This window comes from uncultured Microscilla sp., from assembly GCF_947493425.1.
GTDB lineage: Bacteria > Bacteroidota > Bacteroidia > Cytophagales > Microscillaceae > Microscilla.
Genome location: NZ_CANLRP010000002.1, coordinates 1 through 20,994 on the forward strand (window position 1 = coordinate 1; position 20,994 = coordinate 20,994).

The following is a 20,994-nucleotide window of genomic DNA, read 5'->3' on the forward strand; positions in this document are numbered from 1 at the left end:
CTTCTGTTTATGGATAAAGCTAAGGAAAAAAGGCATTAACTTTAGATAATCAAAGCTAACCTTAGCAAAAAAATCTTGTATTCTGCGCTCTAATGAGCTGACCTTAATAGGTTTAGCTATTTTATCTGCAATCTCGCTAAAATGAACAGAGCGGCTTTTGATTAAACCTTCAATCATGTCTACAAGAAACTCCTGACGTTTTTTGTGCTTAATTATCTCCGATTTTCGGATCAATTTGTATAAATTGCTTTTCAATTTTTTTAAGGAAAAGGTGATATTGATGTGTCGCAAGCACAATATGCAACCTTTTCCTTTTTTTATCAAAACCGTCGGGTAGAGTAGTCTGGCTATACAACTGTTGTGGCAAAAAACAGTCAATTTGTACAATTCCATTGTCTAAGTGGGTATTCAAGCTATATTATTTTTAGGTAAAATCACTCTTTTTTTGTCTTAAAAAAACTATAATACAACTTATGTCGTTATCGAAGCATTAAGTAGGCTAAAATAATTCGATTAAAACAAGATAAAATACAGATTGAAATACTAAAGAATATGAAAATAGATTAACTTTGCACCAGCAAAAAACATAAAGAAAAAAACTATAATCCAGCTTTTCCTAGCCACCACTCAACATATTTTAAGCATTGTATTTTTGCTTTAAACACTCCTGCTACCACATAACTTCGTTAAACATTTACTTTAGAATACTTTTCAACCAGCTGATATTCTACCAGATACTTTTGATTAAGCACACTTATGCACTGTGTTCAAAACAAAAGGGTGATTGTATACTCCAATTGATGGAACAAACAAGCACATACTGGAAGTATATTAATATAAATTTTATCAGGTTAATAATTTCTAACAACAGGCATTTAGGATTCTAAATGTTTGCATTAAAAAACAATTCAGGTTTGAAGGTATGTAAGGCATGCCATTGGCTGAAAATACTTGAGAGTTATTATGAAAAACGACATTAACATCGAGGAAAAAATCATTGATACTGTAAGGGAATTATCTAAAACCCTGCGTTTTTTTGACCGAAAGTCGCAAAACAATACAGGGGTTACATTAAATCAATGCTACATGCTTGATCTTATCCGGGAAAACAAGATCATGCCTTTGTCTGATTTGCACGAGCGATTGGGCATAGACAAAAGTACTACTACACGTTTGATTGAGCCTTTGTTAAAGAGAGGTTTGCTCGAAAAAATGAAAGCTGAGCACGACAAACGAGCCAGTTATGTAGTGATTACTAAATTGGGCGAAGAGGTATACGAAAACGCCCGCACCCGCTCTTTTAAATCAATAAGAAAAGTGCTGGAACAAATACCTCAAAATAAACATTTGCAGGTAGTAGAGTCAATAGACATGCTACTCGATGCGTTCAATGTGATTTATAAACGTCCAGTGGCAGTAGGGGCATAATCAATGCTTCTTTTTTAGTTCAAAGCGTGAACAAGGCAACTTGTTCACGCTTTGTGGCTTTAGGCAAGTTGATTTATTGGTATTGGCTCACTTTCTTTTTTGAGGGTAGATTTGGGTTTCATTCCAAACAATGTCCGCATCAGGGCAAATGGATGAACAAGCCACCAGTAAATGCCTATAGAAACTACTGTAGAAAGAGCCATAAGTACCACAAAGCCAGCCCCCAATGCACTGAGAAAAAACCAATACCAATGATGACAGGCTGGTGTAATATGTAAAAAGGGTATATACCTTGATTGAGTGGCTCGAGCCAACGGTGCCAAATATTTAAATAACGATAGCCATAGCCCATCACCGCCAACATGCTAAACCATGCAACCATTGTTTGAGAAATCCACCAATAACGAATGTCAAAAGGCAACTTGGGGAAAATCCAGGTTTTGGGTGTAGCCAAGTAGTTATAATACAAAAATGCTGAAGCAAGTACCCAAGCTATCAAAAAGATACGGCGTTGCTCTTTCAAAATGTCCCAAAAACGTTGATGGGAGGCAATCATATATCCCGCAATAAAAAACATCCAGCCAAAAGTAAAATATTCCCAATCGTTGTACAAGGCGTGCGTCTCTTTTGGAAAGTGGGGTTTAAGTAAAACTTTGACAAGCAAAATTGGCAGTACACCCAGCAACAGCGCTCCCTTGCCGCTGGCAATACGTGTGAGTCGCTTAATAAAAGCTTTTCCTCTGGTTGTACGCAATTGTAAAAATAAAGGAAGGGCAAGTAATGAGTAAATAAAAAGGTATAAAATAAACCAGAGGTGATGCCAACTGAGACTTCCTTGAGGGTAGGGTACCAACTCGAATACGGTGGGATAAAAGTCCCAAAAACTTCCTTGAACTTTCCCCTTCACAAGGTACTCTATATATATTTGAATAGGTACTATAATGCCAAACATCCCGGCCAGCAATGGTATGAATAAGCGTTTGGTTCGTTCTGCCAAATACTTGCGGCTATTTTTTATGCCCAAGGCAAAGTAAGTGCCCACCCCCGATATAAAAAACAGTAGAGGCATTCGCCAAATATGCAATTGTACCATGAGGTGGTGAAGCCATTCGCTGGTTTGAGGGCTTTTTATGTGCCAGTTTTCATTGCCTCCTCGGTATACCATTCCTACATGAAACAAGAGCACACTAAAAATCAACAAAATACGCAACCAGTCAATATCATAGCGGCGTTCTTTCTGAGCCGATGTTTGTTTATTCTTTTGCATGGTTATCTACTAAATTTTGATTTATTCACTTCCTCTTTAGTGAGGATATTCCAAAAGTAGACAAACCTGTATATTGATGAGTAATCTGCCTATAAGTACGATGTGCGAGCTTATTGGGAAGTACAATGTGCTTTTCTTAAAATATTGTAAAACAGGTTGTTATAAAATTAGGTTTGTTCTGTGAAGTAAAGGGTAAGAAAATGGTTTTGATAGGGAAAACACAAAAAGGAAGGGTGAAGGAACCAGAATATACACAAAAAAAGTAGTAGGAGATAAAAACTACCTACCACTTTTTTTTGTTTCTTCTAGGCTTACGCGAAGGGTATTGCTGGCTTAACTGATGCAGCAGGTTATGCTGATAACTCAGCAATACTTTATGGTTATTGTTGGTGGCATAACGGTACACCTCAGGATGGTTAGGTACTCCGGCTCCTTTCATTATCTGAAAAGCGATTTCCCAATATTGAGTTTCATCGCTTTTCAGTAATTTGATCAGGTTTTGTATTTCTTGTTCGCTCATAGTATGCTAAGGAATGGTGTAAAAATAAAGTTGTTATAGTTTAAGGAAATATTTTTTGGTCAGGCGAGGTCAAAAAACGCGGCATAGCCATAGCTATGGCAAGTTTTTTTAACGAAGCATGTCCAAAAAAGATGAGGTTAAAAATGCGTATTTATTTTGACACCGTTCCTAACCAACCAGTCAGGGGTTAAGTTTTAAAAATTAGCCTCCATCTTAGGTTTGACGGTTAATTGACGCACCACCCAATACATGAGCAACCCAGTAGGGCCCAACATAAAAGTAAACAGCAAACAAGGAATCACAAATTTATGAGGGACGCCCGTTTTTTGGGCATTGCTTACCTCCCAACAACCCACAAATAAATCGAAAGCAAGGTAATGCACCCAACCAATGAGTACTGCTTGAGGGGCGGTAAATAAATTCATGACCCCCGCCAGGGTGCTAAAGCTATCTAACTTAAAAGCGGCAATATTGAGGGCAAACATTACGACATAAATGATCGCAAAAAATAATGAGATGCCCAGTGAAAGTACAATACGCCTGGTCCACTGCCAGCCTGGGGCAAATATCAACAACAACCAACCAACAAGTGCTACCGTGTTTACAAGTGTAAATAAATTTTCAAGCATAGGTTTTTTTGATTTAGGGTTTGTTTAAAGCGTTGTCTTTAGGGCTAAAAATTACTGCCCAGACTACCAAACAAATTTTTGTTAAGACTGGAAAATATAAACCAAAAAAGGGCAAAGTTTGTTTAAAACCTTGCCCTCTGTTGATTTATTTGGTCTGGCAAGCACCCTCTCGTTAAAAAAGAGTGCTTGTAACGCTAATTATCTATTACCTCTTGTTTGTCAAGTTGGGGTACTTGTGCATCGTGATTTACTTCATTTTCGTGAGTTTCGCTCACCTCATCAAAAATCTTGGGTTGCGTAACCCCTGTAGTTTCATAAATATTATTGTAAATGGTGTGGGCTATTTGATTGACTGGCAAGTCGTTGTTATCTGTTCCAAAAGGTTCTTCTATTTCTTCTCCAATTTCTTTGAGCCCCGCCAATGCATAATAAGTGACCGCCAGCAAAGGTACTGTCCAGTAGCCAAGGGCGTGTACCAGATTGAATGGCAATGAAAAGATATATAAGTTGAGAAACTGCCTTAAGTGAATACCATAAGCCAATGGCATAGGCGTTTTTTTGATTCGTTCACACCCACCAATAATATCGGTCAGGGCAGCCAAGTGCTTTTCAAAGCTCAGAAACTGCATTTCTTTCAGACTACCTTCATTATAACGTTGGGTAGCCAGTTCATACATGCAACGGGCAATTTCATTGGGTACGTGCTTGAGCTTTCTAAAGCGTTGGTACTCGGTTTCGGTAATCAAGTGTAAGCCAAAAATACGTTTGGCAGCGTCACCATCACGTAAGTGGCTTTTCAATGCAAAAGCATAAGCCGATGCCATCCTGCTCATATACTCTTTGTCTTCAGCCGTGTCAAAATAAGTACTTATTTTGATGGCAATATTGCGTGAGTTGTTTACCAAGGCTCCCAGAAGTTTGCGCCCTTCCCACCAGCGGTCATAAGCAGTATTGGTTCTAAACACCAGCAATAAACCCAAAGCAAGCCCTAAAATAGAGTGTACCATTGTAGAAGGTTTTGCCCAAATGTCTACTTTGAAGTATACTAAAGCGAGTGTGTACACGGCAATAACAAGTAAGCCTTGCCATAGCTCGTGTAGCATGTGAGTATTCCAAATCAATTTGTTGAAATACCACTCAAGGCGTGACATTCCTTGTCTCTTATCTGGCATCTTTTGCTTTAATTTTTGATGTTGACTGTGAGTTGAGCCGTAGCTACCTGGCAGTAGGCATCAGGCTATATGTAATAATACTACCTCCCGAATTAAATTGTTGCCATTGGTGTTAAGAAACTGGTTTAAGCCTAAACATTGTGGCTACCATTTTCGAAGGCATTTCGTTTACCATTTCGTTATAGTCGTATTTTTTTACTGAGTAACGTTTCTGGTATACTTTCAACTGTTCTATGCTGGCTGTATCATTTGCCTGGCTCAGTTGTTCCATATTTTCTTTGAGTTCATCTAGTTGGTGTTTTATCTTATTCATTGTGTGGTAGCTCAGCATAGTCCACAAAAACAAAAAGCCTCCAATAGCCACCAAAATTCCCAGTGCTCCTATCATTTTTATTAAATTTTATGTTCTGTTTGTTATCAAGTACAAAGTTACGCATTAAAATGAATAGATAGAATCCCACTAAAAACAAAAGGAGTAAGTGTATGTTTTGTAACCAAAGTAGTACAAGTATTTATTTGAAAAGGCAACCAAAGCTACTTACTACTTGTTGCTAATTGCTTGCAACCGTTATTTAAGCACGTCCTCCTGAATTATCTTTTCTATATTTCGTTCGGCCAGTGCCGTAATGGTTATAAATGGGTTTACACCAGTATTACCTGGAACAAGTGCTCCATCGTTTGCATATAGATTTGAGTATCCCTTTATTCGACCATACAAATCGGTAGCTTTGCCCAACACGCAGCCTCCCAGTGGGTGGTAAGTAAAGTCATCAGCAAAAGCCTTGTTATTGCCAAACAAATCGTAACGATATATGGTTTTATTGCTCTTATTTATTTTGTCAAACATGGCTTTAGCAGCATTGACTGAGGGCTGACTTTGATGTGCTCCCCAGCGTAATACAGCTTGTTGCTTGTTAGAATCGTACTCAAAATGCCCTCTTTCGGGGTTTTTGGTAATGGCTAAGTACAAACTGATCCAAGTCTCGAATCCAGTAGGCAATGGGGCTATTTCGGCAAATACCGGGTTACTCTTGTTATTCCAATCGTTGATGCCCATTGCTGGAATAGTAGATTGTTTGGTACCAGTAGGATTCCACATGTGGTTGGCACGGGCAGTCATTACATTGCCATTATTGCCCCAGTGGGTACCCACCTCACTTGGCAGTGATGCTAGTTTACCCGTTTCGCGGGCACGTACCAGCATTTCGGTAGAGCCCACCGATCCAGCACACATAAATAAGTGTTTGCAAGTAAATGTTTTTTGAGCAACTGTTGCCCCAGAAGTGTTTATTTCAGAAACGTTTATCTGGTACAACCCTTGGGAGTTTTGGGTAATATTATCTACCCTATGCAAATACTTAAGAGTTACTTTGCCTGTTCCCAGAGCATCAGCCAAGTAGGTTTTGTCCAAACTACGTTTGCCTCCATTGTTGCCATAAATTACTTCTTTGTCAAAAGCTGATTTACGTACTGTGCCTTCTTCTTCCTGTTGCATGTAATTGTAGTCGTAGATATTAGGCACTGTTACAGTTTTAAAACCAGCCTTTTCGGCTTGTTGACGCCCCACTCTGGTAAAACGATAATAGGGAGAGTTTTCCAGCAAAGCACTGGGAATGGTGTTTACTTGAAGTTTTTGATTGGCACGAGGAAAATACTTGTTATACATTTCATTAGCATCTACTTCGGGCAAAATCTCCTGAAAATAATTCATAGGAGGAGTCACAGCCATGCCACCGTTTACCAGTGAACCACCCCCTACACCTCGCCCAACATATACCGACATATTGGGGTAATTGATGCGGTCGAGCACGCCAGCGTAATAGTCAATGGGACGATTGATAGCATCGATCCACAAGAAAGAACTCAGGGGAGCTTCTGTACGGTTTTTAAACCACATGGCTCGTCCATCTGGTTTGGTCATTTTGCAAAACACTTGTCCATCGTTGCCAGGTTTGTCCCATAGTTGTCCCATTTCCAGCATTAAGGTATCTACCCCAGCCTCTCCCAAACGTAAAGCTGATACTGCCCCACCATAGCCAGTTCCCACAACAATGGAGGTAAAGTGAGTAGTTTCATTATGTTTTTTTTCTCTTTTGGGTAAGGTAGTTAAATCGTCGGTAAGGTGGCTGGCAAGGCTAACGGTGGTCAAACCTAGTAGAGAGGCACTTCCCATAGCTGATAAACCGAGAAATCGTCGGCGTGATAATTTTGGCATGATAGAATTTTATTTATAAAATTGTTTAGTAAAATGGAAAAAACAAAGTAATCTGACAGACACACAATGATCAGAAACAAAGTTTCATAGATTAGTTGTGCAGATTTTGAACTTCGTTCTGCGGTTGGGTTTGTTTTTTAATGTTTTATTCAATGTTTATATCTGATTTTTCTTAAAGGCTTGAGAGAGAAAGTAGTATATTTTATTCATTGATGTACCTTTCTTTAACTGGATTTATATGCGTTTGTTTATTCAAAGCAACCTGGATTGTTTCCAATAAAGCTTGGCTAAAGGTGTAGCCTCAGTGGGTCATAAGTTTAATGCTATTTTTCAGGCCTCCACTATTTTTAATCTATAATTTTTATGTTGGGAATAAATTTCTGGAATTTGGCATGTTGCGGTGCGACATTAAAAGGTGAAGTTAAGTGAATATATTCAAGCGTATTCTTTAGCTAAATTGTAATTATTTGATTTTCAGTTTTTTAATAGTGTTTATCCAATTTTATCCACTACGAAATTTATTACCTGTATGTGTCAGGATGGTCATAAGCCTTGATACAGAGGATCGTAAGCTTCGGCTTGGGTTTTACGAAATGTTCTGTTAATTTTGGTTGTATAGTGTTGCTTATAAAAGAGTAGTAGTAGTATAGTGTAGCTTTGCCTGTCTCTCACTCTTTACAAATTGTACTTTGTGGCTTTTACATTGTAACTCACACAATAGAATGTATATCAATAAAACTATCTCATTAAGGGTGATTTTGGGCTTTGCCTGGAAAAACCTCTTCATCTTTACCATTTTGGCTACTTTGGTTTGTATAGCTTACCTGCATTATGGAATCAAGCAAATTGCCATACCTTTCTTGCCGTTGGGTACCTTAGGTACAGCCGTGGCTATTTTATTGGGTTTTCGCAACAACTCAGCCTATGATCGTTTTTGGGAAGCTCGCAAGATTTGGGGAGGCATTGTAAACACTAGTCGCTCGTTTGCCCGTCAGGTGACTACATTTGTTACTACCCAGTTTACCCAAGGCGATATTACTGAAGAAAACGCGGAAACACTTCAGAAAGAACTGGTATATCGACACCTTGCCTGGCTCAATGCCTTGCGTTTGCATTTGCGTCGCGAAGACTTGCTCAACGAAACCTGTTGGTATGAGTTAATCCACTTTATTTCAGAAGAAGAACTCAAAGAAATAAACCTCAAGCAAAATAAACCTACCCAGTTGAACCAGCTTCAGGGAGAGCGTCTACAGTATGCCCGAAGCGTGGGGTTGATTGACGATTTTAGACACATGGAACTAGACCGCTCGCTCAATGTCATGTATGACTTACAAGGCAAGTGCGAACGCATCAAGAACACCCCTTTGCCTCGTCAATACGCTTTTTTTACCAAAGTATTTGTCTGGATTTTTGTGTGTTTGTTGCCTTTTGGGTTTGTAGATATATTACACTGGATGACGATTCCTTTGGCGGTATTGGTTTCTTGGATATTTACAGTACTTGAGCAAGTAGGGCATTATACCGAAGACCCTTTCTCGAACGGAATCAATGATATTCCTATGACTTCGATGTGTCGCACTATAGAAATAGACCTACGAGAGCAACTCAAAGAAACTGAACTACCCAAACCACTCAGAGCAGTCAATGGAGTGTTGATGTAAGCAATACAGCGTTCACCGGGTTTTAGATACACCTTGTGTTACTTATAAACTTGTGAATTAGGAGAAGACGATTCGCGTAAACGTTCCCCTTTTGTATTACTGGTAATCAATGATAAGGGAGGCTAAAACACATTTCCCAAACACCAACTACAAGAAGCGAGTCAGTGTTTGGGAAAACATTAAAAGTAGGCGATTGATGGATTGAAGAGTAGGTTGTACTCACAACCCTGTAAAACTTAGAAGGCTAGAAGAAAACAATAATAGTACATCACACATCAAATGCTTAGCACATCTACCAATTTAATAAGTTCGTCTTCAATAGGTTTGTTTTTATCAATGGCATCTTCAAAAGGCGTGTATACCAATTTGTTGTTTTTTACCCCAGCCATTACACTACTTTTGCCCGCAAGTAGCCCTTCTACTGCGCCAATGCCCGTTCTACTCGCAAGAATTCGATCTTGAGCTGTAGGTGAGCCTCCCCGTTGAATGTGCCCTAACGTAGTTACTTTAATGTCTAACCCTTCGGTTGCATCCATTACTTTGGCGGCAATATCGGCTGCGTTGCCCTCTTCATCACCTTCAGCTACAATTACAATAGAAGAAGATTTATGATTGAGTCTGCCTTTTTGTAAGGTTTCTATTACCTGGGCAATGGTAGTTTCGGTTTCGGGTACCATCACTATTTCGGCGCCACCCCCAATCCCCGATTGAATGGCAATATAGCCTGAATCACGCCCCATTACCTCCACAAAAAACACCCGGTTATGTGAGTCAGCAGTATCGCGAATTTTATCTATAGCTTCCAGGGCAGTATTTACTGCTGTATCGTAGCCAATGGTATAGTCGGTACCATAAATATCGTTGTCTATAGTACCAGGACAACCCACCGTGGGCATTCCAAACTCTTCGTGAAACACCTTGGCACCAGTAAAAGTACCATCACCACCAACAGCCACCAAACCGTCAATATCAAAATGTTTTAGTTGTTGATAAGCTTGTTTGCGCCCTTCATAAGTACGAAACTCAGCACTACGGGCAGACTTTAAGATAGTGCCACCTTGTTGTATAATATTACTTACCGATTTAGACTCCATCCGATGAATGCGCCCTTTGATCATTCCTTCGTAACCACGCATAATGCCATATACTTCTATGTTGTTATAAATGGCGGTACGCACCACTGCCCTTATACAAGCGTTCATTCCTGGGGCATCGCCTCCTGAGGTAAATACTGCTATTCGTTTCATAAAAATAAACTTTATACAAATTGCCTATTTCACTTTTTATTGCGCAACTCTACAGCAACGCTCGCCAAAGTTATGGAAATACGAAATTAAAACAATTGCCCTATATAACAAAAAGGCACCAGGGAGTGCCTGGTGCCTTGTACTCGATAGTTTTGTAAAAAAACAAAACTTTAATCTAAAAAGCTTTACATTGCTTCTTGATGCAATGTTAGTTGTTGATACTCACAAGAAACTGCTATCGACTATCGACTGAATGCTATAGACTATTAGGATTAGTCTTTTTTCTCTGCAATCTTATCGTCTGTTTTTTTGTCATCGTCTTTCTTTCCTTCTTCTTCTTTTTTGCCGCCAAAACGGTTAGAAAAAAAGTTGCGGGCAGTGTCAGCAAATTCTCCTATCTTTTCTTTGGCATCGCCAGCAAATTCTCCTATTTTATCTTTAGCATCTCCGGCAATATCAGAAGCTTTTTCCATGAAAGTTTCTTTAGGTTCCCCAGTTACAGCCTCATATACTTCGGCTTTTATAGTGGCTGAGGTAAGGGTGAGTACTTCGTTTACCTTTTGGTCTACCTTATCGGCAACTCTTTTTTTAATAAACTCGATAGCTATTTCTGCGGCAATTTTACCTTGTTCCTCATTGATACTTGCGTGTGCGGCAATTTCTTTGGCTAATTGATCAACCATAATGTTTGAAAGTTAAGTGAAGATTTACAATTATATTAGATGAATTGAATAAATGAAATTGGCATCTGATCCAACTCTATTACAAGGTAAAATATTTGACGTGAAAATAAAAAAAAATAAAAAATCTGTTTTTCAGAAAAATACCTATTCTGTTAGAAACTTATAGGCGAATGTGCTAATTTTAAAACCATAATAGCTATAAGACTCAAGCGACAAGCTACAAGTGTACACAAGGGGTTTTGGTATAACATGGCAAACCTTGCTGCTTGAAGCTTATGCCTTGTCGCTGTAATAAAAACAAATCATGAACGATATTCAAACTTTGATAGAAAAGGCGTGGGAAGACCGTAGTCTTTTGCAACAAGCCGACACTGTAGAAACTATCAACACCATTATTGAAAAACTGGATAAAGGAGCGTTGAGGGTAGCCGAACCAACCTCTGACGGTTGGAAGGTAAACGAATGGATCAAAAAGGCTGTTATTATGTATTTCCCTACGCGCAAAATGGAAACCATCAAGGTAGGCCCTTTTGAGTTTCACGACAAAATTCCTTTGAAAAGCGACTATGCTGGGCTAGGAGTACGTGTAGTACCCCATGCATTGGCGCGTCATGGAGCTTATGTAGCCAAAGGTGTAGTGATGATGCCTTCTTATGTAAACATTGGAGCTTATGTGGACTCTGGTACTATGGTAGATACCTGGGCTACTGTGGGCAGTTGTGCTCAAGTGGGCAAAAATGTACACCTAAGTGGAGGTGTAGGTTTGGGTGGAGTGTTAGAACCTGTGCAGGCGGCCCCTGTTATTATAGAAGATGGCGCTTTTATTGGTTCACGTTGCATCATAGTAGAAGGAGTACGAGTAGGCAAAGAAGCTGTACTGGGTGCCAATGTAACCATTACCGGGAGCACCAAAGTAATAGACGTAACTGGCGACCAGCCCGTAGAATATAAGGGGTATGTACCCGAAAGATCAGTAGTGATTCCTGGGACTTATACTAAAAAGTTCCCTGCTGGAGAGTTCCAGGTTCCTACTGCTTTGATTATTGGTCAACGCAAAGCCAGTACCGACCTCAAAACCTCGTTAAACGATGCATTGCGTGAGAACAATGTAGCTGTTTAAGCAAAGACAGAAGGGAAGAAGCAATAAGCGACAAGTCATTATGTATGACTTGTCGCTTTTTTTTGTGGCTTACACCAATTTTTCACAAAGGTTACTTTTGTAGTTTGGCGGTCATTGGCTATAAAATATGTTGGTAACAGGACTAAAAACTTTAAATAACTAAATTGCTGTGGGGTACGTTCAAAATATAAATTGAATAAGTTTAAAAAATAAAATAGTGAGTAGTTGTTCTTCACTAAAGTTTTATCCAACAAAAATAATTAACCTCTATGTTTTTTAACAAGTGCATTAAACTTAAAATAAGAGATTTATGAATAATTTAAAACCCAATGATCAACGGGCAAAAACAGCCATTACTTTAATCTGGGTAGTGATGGTGGTTGAAGTTATAGCTTTAATTTCCAGTTACTTACAGTATGACCTTATTCAGTCAGCTGTGGCGGGAGCATCTATTACAATTGAAGAAGCCAACGCCAATGATGCCCGCGAACGTTTGGTAGCTATAGTGTATTTGATTGTACTCACTATTTCGGGTATTACTTTTATCCAATGGTTTCGCCGCGCCTACTACAACCTGCACCAAAGAGTTGATCATTTGAACCATTCGGAAGGTTGGGCAGCTGGTGCTTGGTTTGTGCCATTTTTAAACCTGTTTCGTCCTTTTCAAATAATGAAAGAATTGTATGAAGAAACAGCCGAGCTTTTGGCAACCTACGAGTTCAAAGACAAAGGGCAACTTTCTACTTCTGTTTTAGGGGTTTGGTGGGCTGCCTGGATATTTAAGAGTGTCTTGGGGCAGGTGAGCTTGCGAATGGCAATGAACGCCAAAGAAATCGCTGAAATACAAGTGGTCACCATCATGAGTATAGTGCAACACGTATTAGGCATCATAGCCGCTTTTTTGGTAGTACAAGTAATTAGAGAGTATGCCAAGGTGGAACCTGCCTTAATGGAGTTCTCTTACGAAGACCAGATCAACAACATAGGTATTGACCGTTCAGATGAAGATATGCATGAAAATTTTTAATACATAGATAATCAAAATAAAAAAATCCTGAGATTAAACCATCTCAGGATTTTTTTATGCTAAACTTTTATTCAATCCCCAAATAGGGGTTATAAATGTATTGTTTGCTAAACGAACCCAAGCCATTGAAATAAGCATCTACCAATTCGGCAGGGTAATAAGCCATTCCTCCATGTGATAAACCTTGCCCACCACCATCGTTATGGTCGTCCCAGTTCCAGGGAGTATTTGCCGAACCATTTCCATAAGTACTTGGAAAACTCTTGGCATTGGTCAAAAAAGCAGTGTTGAAGCGGTGTGTCCATATTCCATCTGCCCCAAACATATTCACCAATTTATATTTTACATTTCGATCGTAAATACTTGAAGGCACCTCACTGGTGGTTTTGCTTGGGTAATATACCACATAATCACTGCCCCCTGGCTTTTGCTTGGCGTATGCCTTTAAACCATGTCCTTTGGCCTCTTGCGAAGTTTTAAAACGATACACTCCTCCATAATATTGGGTAGTAAAAGTGCCGTCAATGTCTTCATCACCATTAGTAAGTGATGATCCAGGCGCTTTGTAAGAGTAAAAATCGCGGTGAAAAACCGTAATGGCTCCTTCGGCTTTGCCATAAGTACTGCCATCTTTTTTTACAATGGTTAACAAACCTTCCAAATCATTTTCGTGCTCATCAAAACGATACAAAAACCAATTATCAGTCCAGTCACGGGGGTGAAAAAACGCATAAATGATAAAATAATGGGTAGAAGTCTCTACCACCGAATAATACGCATGTGCTTGAGCCTTATAAGCATTATTGGCAATGTTGTTCCAGTTGTTGCTAGAGTTGAGGTCATCATCAAAATCTACTGCTGTAATGTAGTCAGCCTTACCGCTCAAGCTGTGCGATCCAGTACGATCAATATCTTGATAGTGCACAGGTGCATGCTGAAAAGCCAGGTTAGCATAAAAAGCAGCTGACTGTCGTACAGAAAGTGCATTGCCTGGTATTTGAGCAATTGTTTGATGATTGGGTGTGGGTGTTTCACTGTTTTGACAACCTACTATTGCAAGCATCAAAACAGCCAAGATTAGCGTGTAATTTTTCATTGTATTTGATTGGGTTAAGTAAAGAAAGGCGTGAATGTAGTGGGAAAATGATGGAAAAGAATAAAATATATGTTATATAATTTTTAATAAAATATTATTTGGATTAAATCGGGTTTTTCGATTTGCATATTAGGTGAGTAGAGTGTGATTTACTTTTCCTGATGGTGTATATAAGTAGGCGGTGAGGTGTTTTTAAAAAAATTGTAAAATACTGTATGGTTCAATTTATATTTTGCTGTAAAAAACAAATAATAATAAACATAAGTCAAATAAAAACTTGTACAGTATAAAGTTTGGATAGATACTGTTTTGTGTGTTTTTTCACCTTTTTTAGCCCCTTTATCTGAAGGTATATAGCATATAATTTTATGTAAAGGCAATTGAATAAGTAGTATGAGGTTATACTAAATTGCCAGTTATTTGTACTTTATTAACATGTGTCTGAAAAATCTATGCTTGAGTGATGGCTCAATATATTGAATTATTACATTGGGCTCATAGTAAAATTATATTACACACCTTTAATAATATCATCATGTTAATTTTTTATCAGTTGACCTTATGCCAAAAACAACTTATGAGACATCAAACAATTGCGCTCAAAAGTTTAATTAACCAATTAAGCCCCCCTCTTTAAACTTGATCATTGCCTCAAGTTTTGTATTGTCCCAATAATGGAGCATCACTCAGTAATTGTTTGTAGCTCCAAGGTGTTGTCCAAGGCCATTTTATTTATATCCTTGTTTTAATGTGAGGCACAATAACCTGGTTTGTACTTGCTTAATAACCCAACAAAATAATCTAATTCAAAAAATGTAACTTTTAGTTGTTGTGTTCTTTTTGAAAAAACAGCCTTACAACCACTTGCATCAAACCCAATGCAGTGAATAGTTTCTGACTGTTGTCATGGCAAAAAATCGCTTCAAAGCTTACTGGTATTCAAACATTTGCAGGCTTGATTTTTTGTAACCCAACAACTCAAAGCTTACACCATCGAACCACTTTATTTTCACAGGTTATTCTTCAGGTAGTTGTGAGAGTTCACTCGAACTTTATGTACTGACAAAAGTCAGAAAACCAATTCAGGAGTCATCAGTATGAGGTACTTCTGTAATATTCCAATTTGTATTACACGTCTTTAATGTATTAATAATGAAAACATTTATTGTGAAATTGTGGGCAGCTACATTGCTGTCTTACCTCTTTGTTGCCACGGCTGTACAGGCACAAAACCAACATCAAAACAACGAAAGTTGCTTGTATCAGCAAGCAGTTACCCCAAGCTCTAAGGCATTTGAGGGAGCTCTTCAGCAATATTTTCGTAGCCGAACCAATGACACCCGTAGAGTAACCAAACAGCAAAAAGCAGCAGGAAATCCGAGGTATGTCATTCCTGTAGTTTTTCATATATATGGCACAGAATGGAAAGGAAACAGTGGACAAGTATATCCTGTAAACGATGCCATTGTAAAAGAAGCCCTAGAAGCCGTCAATGCCAACTTTAAAGGAGGCAATGACCCTGTAAACCCTCGTTTTCAAAGCATTGAGGGGAGGATGGACGTAGAGTTTCGGTTGGCTCAAATTGACCCCAAAGGCAATACAACTACTGGCATTATTTATCATGAGTACCAAGAAGGTTTTGCCCTGAATGGTACCAGAGATAAGGACATTGCCCGCTATGCCTGGGACAACTTTAAATATATGAATGTGCACATTCAATTGATTTTAAAATCGGGTAGCACTACCAATTCAGGTACTGCTTGGTTGCCGGCTACTGGTATGTCTGAAGAAGGCACTGCTAGAGTAGTGTATAATGGCAAATACTTGTTGTATACTCCTCCTGCTTCTTCTTTAACTCACGAGTTTGGGCATTTTTTGGGTTTATATCACACTTTTAGAGGAGGGTGTACCAGAGGTGAAGGAGATAAAGTAAGCGATACACCCGCCACCACAGGAGGTGAAGCACCAAGGGATTGTCAGGTAAATACTAGCTTACAGAACTGCTTTAATGAATTTATCAATGTACAAAACCACATGGATTATAACCCTTGTGAAGCCATGTTTACCCAAGGGCAAGTTACACGTATGGAGGGATTCCTTGATTTGCATGAGGCTAGGAAAACACTATGGACAAATAACAATCTGATAGCTACCGGCACGGTAACTACACCTGCAAATCGCAGGGTTGTTTTTACTTATCAGCAAATCACTGACAGTGATCAGGATAAATACCTCAGTTTGGTTGAACATTTTGATAATGACGGCAAAATACTAAACAAAAGAAAAATCAAAGCTGAAGGAGTACAGTTTGCCAGATTGGGAGCATTGCGGCAGGGAGTGCACTACGCAGTAAGTGGGGTTCCAACGGGTTTAACAGTCAATATCAATGTGATTGATCAAACAATGGCAGAAATTTCCTTGGCAGGAAAAGCAAATCAGCACAACAAAGCCAACTCGACCGATTTTACTGTGACTTTATTAAATCCTGCAATTATTGGGGGAGTGGGGCAACTCACCCATACCACAGGAACTTATACTATAGATTTTCTTGAGGCTTATGGCAGATACTATGAGGTGTTTTCTAAACACTTAGAAATGGGGTACACTACTCCAAATAGACTGCCACAAAATAGCTCGTTTGAGTCATTTGCCATTGGGGGTAAGTTCAGTGTTTTATTAAGAAACTTTGATGGTGACCAAGTTACGTTGGATAATTATGAAACTAACCTGGAAGTATTGTGCAATGCCAATACCAAACAAGTACGGATGTTGTCAGAAAATGCCACCATTTCGGCAAACTCAGCTGGTACCTGGCAAAGTCGGGCGGGTGTGACCGATCAGTTGCCCATTATTACAAGCCCTGGGTATACTACCTGGAGAGGTAAAACCGCTTATGCAGCCATTCGTATTCCTACTATCAATAATTCTTATCTTTATGGCTGGCTGCTTTTGGAGGTATCAGCAGATGGTTCGCATGTCAAAGGAATTGCTTATGGTTTGAGAGAGAAACCTGGAGCTTCTATGACAACTACCATCACCAAACCTATGGTAGTGTATTATAATGACAGGTTTGTAGAAGCTAAAACCAACGATGGAACAATGGCAAACGACATTTTGGTAGAGCTTAAGAATGCATCGTTTGCTAACAGGGGAGTATTGACGTCAGGGACTCATTATACTATTAAAAATGTACCTGCCGGGCTTATTTTTGAGGTAAACGTACTTGATTCTAAGCATGCCCGCTTGAAAATGAAGGGGAGGTCTACCTATCAAGGGCATAGTGCCAACCAAGGCTGGGACTACTTGAACAATATTGACCTAGAGTTTTTGACTGCGGCTTTTGCTTCTGGTAATGCGGCGACAATAATTGCCTCAAAATATACGCTTAATATGGAGTTTTTAGGGCAAAGTTTTATCAAAACACTAGAAAATGAGGTCATGGATTTAAATCAAGGGTCGCCCAATTCAGCCAGTTTTTCATTGTTAACCTCTCACCAGAGCCTTTCACGTGCGCAAGTCACTTACCAATTGCAGCTTTATAAAACAGGACAATCGTCAGTGCCTGGTCTCAAGTTCATTTCCTGGCGAAAAGACGCCATCGCCAACGCCAACTATGAACTAACTCCATTGGGTTATGGCATAAAAATAGGTCCAGGCAGTTCTTGGAAAAAAGGTAGACAGTACCATTTAGGCAGAGGACAACATCTGATTGATTCTGATGTTTATCGAGCGTGGAGAGGCAAAAGGCAATATATTGGCATTCGTTTTCAACGTTCGGGCAGGATGCATTATGGCTGGATAGAAATGAAGGTAAGTTCAGATGGAAAGGTATTACAGTTTTTATCTTGTGCAGTTTCAGCTATTCCTGATCAGTCTATTGTTGCAGGTACATTATTATCTGCCGATGACAAGGTTTATTGTACTGCTAAAGGAAATAATGGTCCAGAAGCCATTACTAAAGTTCAATTAGGAACCATTAATAATTCATCTAACCGAGATGCGGTTGGTTATCATAACTATAGACATATTTCTACTACAGTTGCCAGAAATGGTAGTCATAACCTAAGAGTAGAAATAATAGGGTATAGAGATGGTAGCGATGATGAAATATATGCGTGGGTAGACTGGAATCAGGATGGTGATTTTGATGATAGTGGTGAAACTATAACAATGAATAAAACCGGCAACCTAGTGGCAGTAGCTACAGTAACTGTTCCTGCAAATGCGGTACTTGGTAGTACCAGTATGAGGATCAAGGTATCTTACCGAAGTACAACTGCTTGTGGCAGCTTTAGTTATGGCGAAGTAGAAGACTATACGCTAAATGTAGCACCAAGGGCTACTGCCAATACAAGGGTAGCCAACCGTGCACAAGGTAACGACTTGACAGTATTTGCTTATCCAAACCCAGTGAAAAAAGGAGGCACGTTATGCTTAAAAATAAACCCAAATACAACTCAAAAGGGAGTTGTAAATGTAAAAGTGATTGACTTATTGGGTAATATCATAAACAGTGGAGATAGTAAAGAAGAGAAGCATGAAAAATTGATCAAAATCAATACGGCTAATTACAAAGCTGGAATATACATATTGAGAACGACTTTGGGAGAGACTGTACATACTATGAGGTTTGTAGTGAAGTGATACTCTGAGAGTGAAATTTTGAAATAAAAAAGCAGACCTTTGAACATACAAAGGTCTGCTTTTTTATATATCACTTCACTTGTGGCTGTATAACAATGTAATGCTTAGCGGCATGTTCTGAAATAGGTGTTCGAAACCGTAGAACAAAGTCCAAACCCTACAAAGTTAATTGAGAAAAAAGCTTGGAGCCCGCCCTGTGATACAGTGAGCAGGGCAATTAATTTGGCTATTTTTCAACAAAATATGGCAATAAGGCTTGAAGCCAAACCAGGCCATTATTGTTGAGGGTTTTATCGGTATTTTTCTCAGGAGCGAACACGCCGCTTAATTTAGGCAATTACTTAATTGTATAACTGACCCCAAGCCCTACCATAGAGGCGCTATTACGAAAACGGTCGTTATCATCGTTGGCAGCTATAGGTTGACTGGTGGTATATTCTAAGAAGTAGTAACTAAAAGCAGCCTTAATTGCGAGGCGGTCATTGAGCTTATAACGAACAAAAAACTCAGAATAGAGCGAACCACGATCATTGGCTCCTACCAGTAAAAGGTTGGTAGAGGTTGGATTGGCCAAATAAGCAGCCGTATTGCTGGTACCTGTACCTGGAGGGGCAAAAGCACTGGCTTGTTCATCGCCAAAACTAAACCCAATGGCGTCAATGTTAAATCCAGCTTCTAGTTTTGAGGTAATGTTATATTGCAAAAATATGGCAAGGTTCAAAGAGTTAATTTGTGCATTGGCTACGGTTAGTGTCCCTTCTTTTTCTGCTTTTCCGGCAAATTCGGGAGGAGCACTGGTAAAGTTCTGATCTGTACCAAAGTAAGAACTCCAGCGAATACCATAACCAATGCCTATTTTTCTTTTGGCTCCCAAAAAGTGCATGTTAGATAACCAGGCATGCCCGCCGTATTGTTGCGCACCAACACTTAAGCCCAAGTCGGCACTGAACCGCGATTTTGCCGGAGAGTCTTGAGCATAAGTTAAACCACTGGCAATCAATACCAGTAAAAGAGTGGATAGGAGTCTGTTCATCATTTTATTAAAGGGTTTTTGAATGAAATAAAAAAACAGTCATGCAAACTTGAGCAATTTAATTTTTATAAACTGTCATCAAGCTTACTAAAGTCATTATTTTTTAATACTACCACCGTCAAAACACTAACCTAAAAGAGATAGTTCAAGGAATATTTTTCATTAACAATTTTTTGTGAATTAATCATCAGAGGCTTTATGCAAAAAGAAGCAACTTTGATGTAGTCAATTTCTGGTTAAGGAGATTTTTTTGGATTCAAGCTCACTTGTTTTTGAGTAAACAACAATTTTGCAAAGCGCTAATTATCAGTGATATGTATAGTAAACATTTGGCAATGATGCGGTGGCTCTCCATTGAGTCAATGGGTGCTTGCCAGGTGCTTAAATACTGTTTTTTTCCTTTGTTTACCAATAGCAATCAAGTACATATACCGTATATGTACCTCTATGCCTTTGTTTTATTTCTCGTTATCCAACCAATCTCATAGGTTTGGGGCATTACAAATCATATAAACAAAAAAACTTATGAGAATATTATTGTTATTGTGCTTTATGTGGGTGCATACCTTTACTTTATCAGCTCAGTCTGACAAACTCACTTATCATCTAAAAAAAGGGCAAGTGTTTGATCTTTTGTTGTTGAGGATGAAGCCAGGTGTACAAGAAAAAACTAAAAATTATATTCAAACATTTATCCCCATAGGTAAAAAATTTGGTTATCACTCCCTCAAAGGATTTCCTGTAAAAGAAAGCCCTACTCAGGGAAACTACCACCCACAGAGTGTAATATTGGCTTATTGGGACAACCTTGCCCTTCGTAAGAAGTTTTTGGCACATGTAGAGGCAAATTACCCCGATTTTCACCAGAAGAGAAGAAACATCTGGTCTAGGTTTGACCTCACCTATTATGAATTAAAAAAAGACATATCTTTTGAGATATATAAGAAAAAATACACGGTATTGACTGCTTATTGGCAAAAAGATACACAAGGGTTTCGTGAGTTTAAGCAAGCTTGGCGCAAAAAAGTGCGTCAGTCAAAAGGAGTGATTAAGCTGGAACTCACCCAAGGAATTTCACCTTTTGGTTATGATTATAACCCTGATTATTTTACCATTACCCAGTGGGAAAGTAAAGCAGCATTTGAGCAGTTTTATCGCGCCAATCTAAAAATGAACCATCAAGCCGTAAAACAAGTACATCAGTTTAAAATTTTTTAATTTTATTGTTTGAGTCAGAAGTAGGTATTGCGTA

17 protein-coding genes are annotated in these 20,994 nt (G+C 38.9%); 6 read left to right on the top strand and 11 right to left on the bottom strand.

Annotated features, from left to right (window positions below):
• Window positions 1-255 (bottom strand): hypothetical protein (locus tag Q0954_RS00865; RefSeq protein ID WP_299452436.1); only part of this gene is annotated, 255 nt, incomplete at its 3' end.
• A 708-nt stretch (window positions 256-963) separates the two neighbouring features.
• On the opposite strand from Q0954_RS00865, the gene Q0954_RS00870 reads away from it, so the two are divergent.
• Window positions 964-1,428 carry a MarR family transcriptional regulator gene (locus Q0954_RS00870; RefSeq protein WP_299452437.1) on the top strand — a complete coding sequence of 155 codons (465 nt, stop codon included), beginning with the start codon at window positions 964-966 and terminating at the stop codon, window positions 1,426-1,428.
• Window positions 1,429-1,612: 184 nt separating this feature from the next.
• Here the strand turns inward: Q0954_RS00870 and Q0954_RS00875 are convergent, their stop codons facing one another.
• The 6 genes from Q0954_RS00875 to Q0954_RS00900 all read right to left on the bottom strand — a co-directional run bounded on the left by Q0954_RS00875 (window position 1,613) and on the right by Q0954_RS00900 (window position 7,231).
• Window positions 1,613-2,695 carry an acyltransferase gene (locus Q0954_RS00875; RefSeq protein ID WP_299452439.1) on the bottom strand — a complete coding sequence of 361 codons (1,083 nt, stop codon included), beginning with the start codon at window positions 2,693-2,695 and terminating at the stop codon, window positions 1,613-1,615.
• A 283-nt stretch (window positions 2,696-2,978) separates the two neighbouring features.
• Window positions 2,979-3,215, bottom strand: a complete 237-nt coding sequence (locus Q0954_RS00880) for a hypothetical protein (RefSeq protein WP_299452440.1) — start codon at window positions 3,213-3,215, stop codon at window positions 2,979-2,981.
• Window positions 3,216-3,409: 194 nt separating this feature from the next.
• Window positions 3,410-3,844, bottom strand: coding sequence for an ABA4-like family protein (locus Q0954_RS00885; protein WP_299452442.1), 435 nt, complete (start codon window positions 3,842-3,844; stop codon window positions 3,410-3,412).
• A gap of 194 nt (window positions 3,845-4,038) precedes the next feature.
• Window positions 4,039-5,016, bottom strand: a complete 978-nt coding sequence (locus tag Q0954_RS00890; protein WP_299452444.1) for a bestrophin family protein — start codon at window positions 5,014-5,016, stop codon at window positions 4,039-4,041.
• Window positions 5,017-5,128: 112 nt separating this feature from the next.
• Window positions 5,129-5,404 (bottom strand): hypothetical protein, encoded by a 276-nt coding sequence (locus tag Q0954_RS00895; RefSeq protein WP_299452445.1) that lies wholly within the window; start codon window positions 5,402-5,404, stop codon window positions 5,129-5,131.
• Window positions 5,405-5,584: 180 nt separating this feature from the next.
• Window positions 5,585-7,231 (bottom strand): GMC oxidoreductase, encoded by a 1,647-nt coding sequence (locus Q0954_RS00900; RefSeq protein WP_299452447.1) that lies wholly within the window; start codon window positions 7,229-7,231, stop codon window positions 5,585-5,587.
• Window positions 7,232-7,953: 722 nt separating this feature from the next.
• Here Q0954_RS00900 and Q0954_RS00905 point away from each other — a divergent pair.
• Complete coding sequence (locus Q0954_RS00905) at window positions 7,954-8,892, top strand: bestrophin family protein (protein WP_299452448.1); 939 nt, start codon at window positions 7,954-7,956, stop codon at window positions 8,890-8,892.
• 275 nt (window positions 8,893-9,167) lie between these two features.
• On the opposite strand, the gene pfkA is transcribed toward Q0954_RS00905, so the two are convergent.
• On the bottom strand, window positions 9,168-10,139 hold the full coding sequence (gene pfkA / locus Q0954_RS00910; RefSeq protein WP_299452450.1) for a 6-phosphofructokinase: 972 nt from the start codon (window positions 10,137-10,139) through the stop codon (window positions 9,168-9,170).
• 272 nt (window positions 10,140-10,411) lie between these two features.
• Window positions 10,412-10,822 (bottom strand): hypothetical protein, encoded by a 411-nt coding sequence (locus tag Q0954_RS00915; protein ID WP_299452452.1) that lies wholly within the window; start codon window positions 10,820-10,822, stop codon window positions 10,412-10,414.
• Window positions 10,823-11,126: 304 nt separating this feature from the next.
• Here Q0954_RS00915 and Q0954_RS00920 point away from each other — a divergent pair, with 304 nt between their 5' ends.
• Window positions 11,127-11,942, top strand: coding sequence for a 2,3,4,5-tetrahydropyridine-2,6-dicarboxylate N-succinyltransferase (locus Q0954_RS00920; protein WP_299452454.1), 816 nt, complete (start codon window positions 11,127-11,129; stop codon window positions 11,940-11,942).
• A gap of 310 nt (window positions 11,943-12,252) precedes the next feature.
• Complete coding sequence (locus tag Q0954_RS00925; protein WP_299452456.1) at window positions 12,253-12,969, top strand: DUF4328 domain-containing protein; 717 nt, start codon at window positions 12,253-12,255, stop codon at window positions 12,967-12,969.
• 67 nt (window positions 12,970-13,036) lie between these two features.
• On the opposite strand, the gene Q0954_RS00930 is transcribed toward Q0954_RS00925, so the two are convergent.
• Entirely contained in the window at window positions 13,037-14,065 is a 1,029-nt protein-coding gene (locus Q0954_RS00930) for a hypothetical protein (protein ID WP_299452458.1), read from the bottom strand.
• A 1,152-nt stretch (window positions 14,066-15,217) separates the two neighbouring features.
• Between Q0954_RS00930 and Q0954_RS00935 the strand changes: the two genes are divergently transcribed.
• Window positions 15,218-18,709, top strand: coding sequence for a M43 family zinc metalloprotease (locus Q0954_RS00935; RefSeq protein ID WP_299452459.1), 3,492 nt, complete (start codon window positions 15,218-15,220; stop codon window positions 18,707-18,709).
• Between the two features lie 337 nt (window positions 18,710-19,046).
• Here the strand turns inward: Q0954_RS00935 and Q0954_RS00940 are convergent, their stop codons facing one another.
• On the bottom strand, window positions 19,047-19,745 hold the full coding sequence (locus Q0954_RS00940) for a hypothetical protein (protein ID WP_299452461.1): 699 nt from the start codon (window positions 19,743-19,745) through the stop codon (window positions 19,047-19,049).
• Window positions 19,746-20,267: 522 nt separating this feature from the next.
• Here Q0954_RS00940 and Q0954_RS00945 point away from each other — a divergent pair.
• Window positions 20,268-20,960: a hypothetical protein gene (locus tag Q0954_RS00945; RefSeq protein WP_299452463.1), complete on the top strand. Its 693-nt coding sequence runs from the start codon at window positions 20,268-20,270 to the stop codon at window positions 20,958-20,960.
• Window positions 20,961-20,994: the final 34 nt, after the last annotated feature.

Bases quoted from the DNA above. Each gene is read 5' to 3' on its own strand.
- Q0954_RS00920 (WP_299452454.1), top strand. From the start codon at position 11,127: ATGAACGATATTCAAACTTTGATAGAAAAGGCGTGGGAAGACCGTAGT.
- Q0954_RS00875 (WP_299452439.1), bottom strand. From the start codon at position 2,695: ATGCAAAAGAATAAACAAACATCGGCTCAGAAAGAACGCCGCTATGAT.
- Q0954_RS00940 (WP_299452461.1), bottom strand. From the start codon at position 19,745: ATGATGAACAGACTCCTATCCACTCTTTTACTGGTATTGATTGCCAGT.
- Q0954_RS00900 (WP_299452447.1), bottom strand. From the start codon at position 7,231: ATGCCAAAATTATCACGCCGACGATTTCTCGGTTTATCAGCTATGGGA.
- Q0954_RS00895 (WP_299452445.1), bottom strand. From the start codon at position 5,404: ATGATAGGAGCACTGGGAATTTTGGTGGCTATTGGAGGCTTTTTGTTT.
- pfkA (WP_299452450.1), bottom strand. From the start codon at position 10,139: ATGAAACGAATAGCAGTATTTACCTCAGGAGGCGATGCCCCAGGAATG.
- Q0954_RS00880 (WP_299452440.1), bottom strand. From the start codon at position 3,215: ATGAGCGAACAAGAAATACAAAACCTGATCAAATTACTGAAAAGCGAT.
- Q0954_RS00915 (WP_299452452.1), bottom strand. From the start codon at position 10,822: ATGGTTGATCAATTAGCCAAAGAAATTGCCGCACACGCAAGTATCAAT.
- Q0954_RS00930 (WP_299452458.1), bottom strand. From the start codon at position 14,065: ATGAAAAATTACACGCTAATCTTGGCTGTTTTGATGCTTGCAATAGTA.
- Q0954_RS00890 (WP_299452444.1), bottom strand. From the start codon at position 5,016: ATGCCAGATAAGAGACAAGGAATGTCACGCCTTGAGTGGTATTTCAAC.
- Q0954_RS00935 (WP_299452459.1), top strand. From the start codon at position 15,218: ATGAAAACATTTATTGTGAAATTGTGGGCAGCTACATTGCTGTCTTAC.
- Q0954_RS00905 (WP_299452448.1), top strand. From the start codon at position 7,954: ATGTATATCAATAAAACTATCTCATTAAGGGTGATTTTGGGCTTTGCC.
- Q0954_RS00925 (WP_299452456.1), top strand. From the start codon at position 12,253: ATGAATAATTTAAAACCCAATGATCAACGGGCAAAAACAGCCATTACT.
- Q0954_RS00885 (WP_299452442.1), bottom strand. From the start codon at position 3,844: ATGCTTGAAAATTTATTTACACTTGTAAACACGGTAGCACTTGTTGGT.
- Q0954_RS00870 (WP_299452437.1), top strand. From the start codon at position 964: ATGAAAAACGACATTAACATCGAGGAAAAAATCATTGATACTGTAAGG.
- Q0954_RS00945 (WP_299452463.1), top strand. From the start codon at position 20,268: ATGAGAATATTATTGTTATTGTGCTTTATGTGGGTGCATACCTTTACT.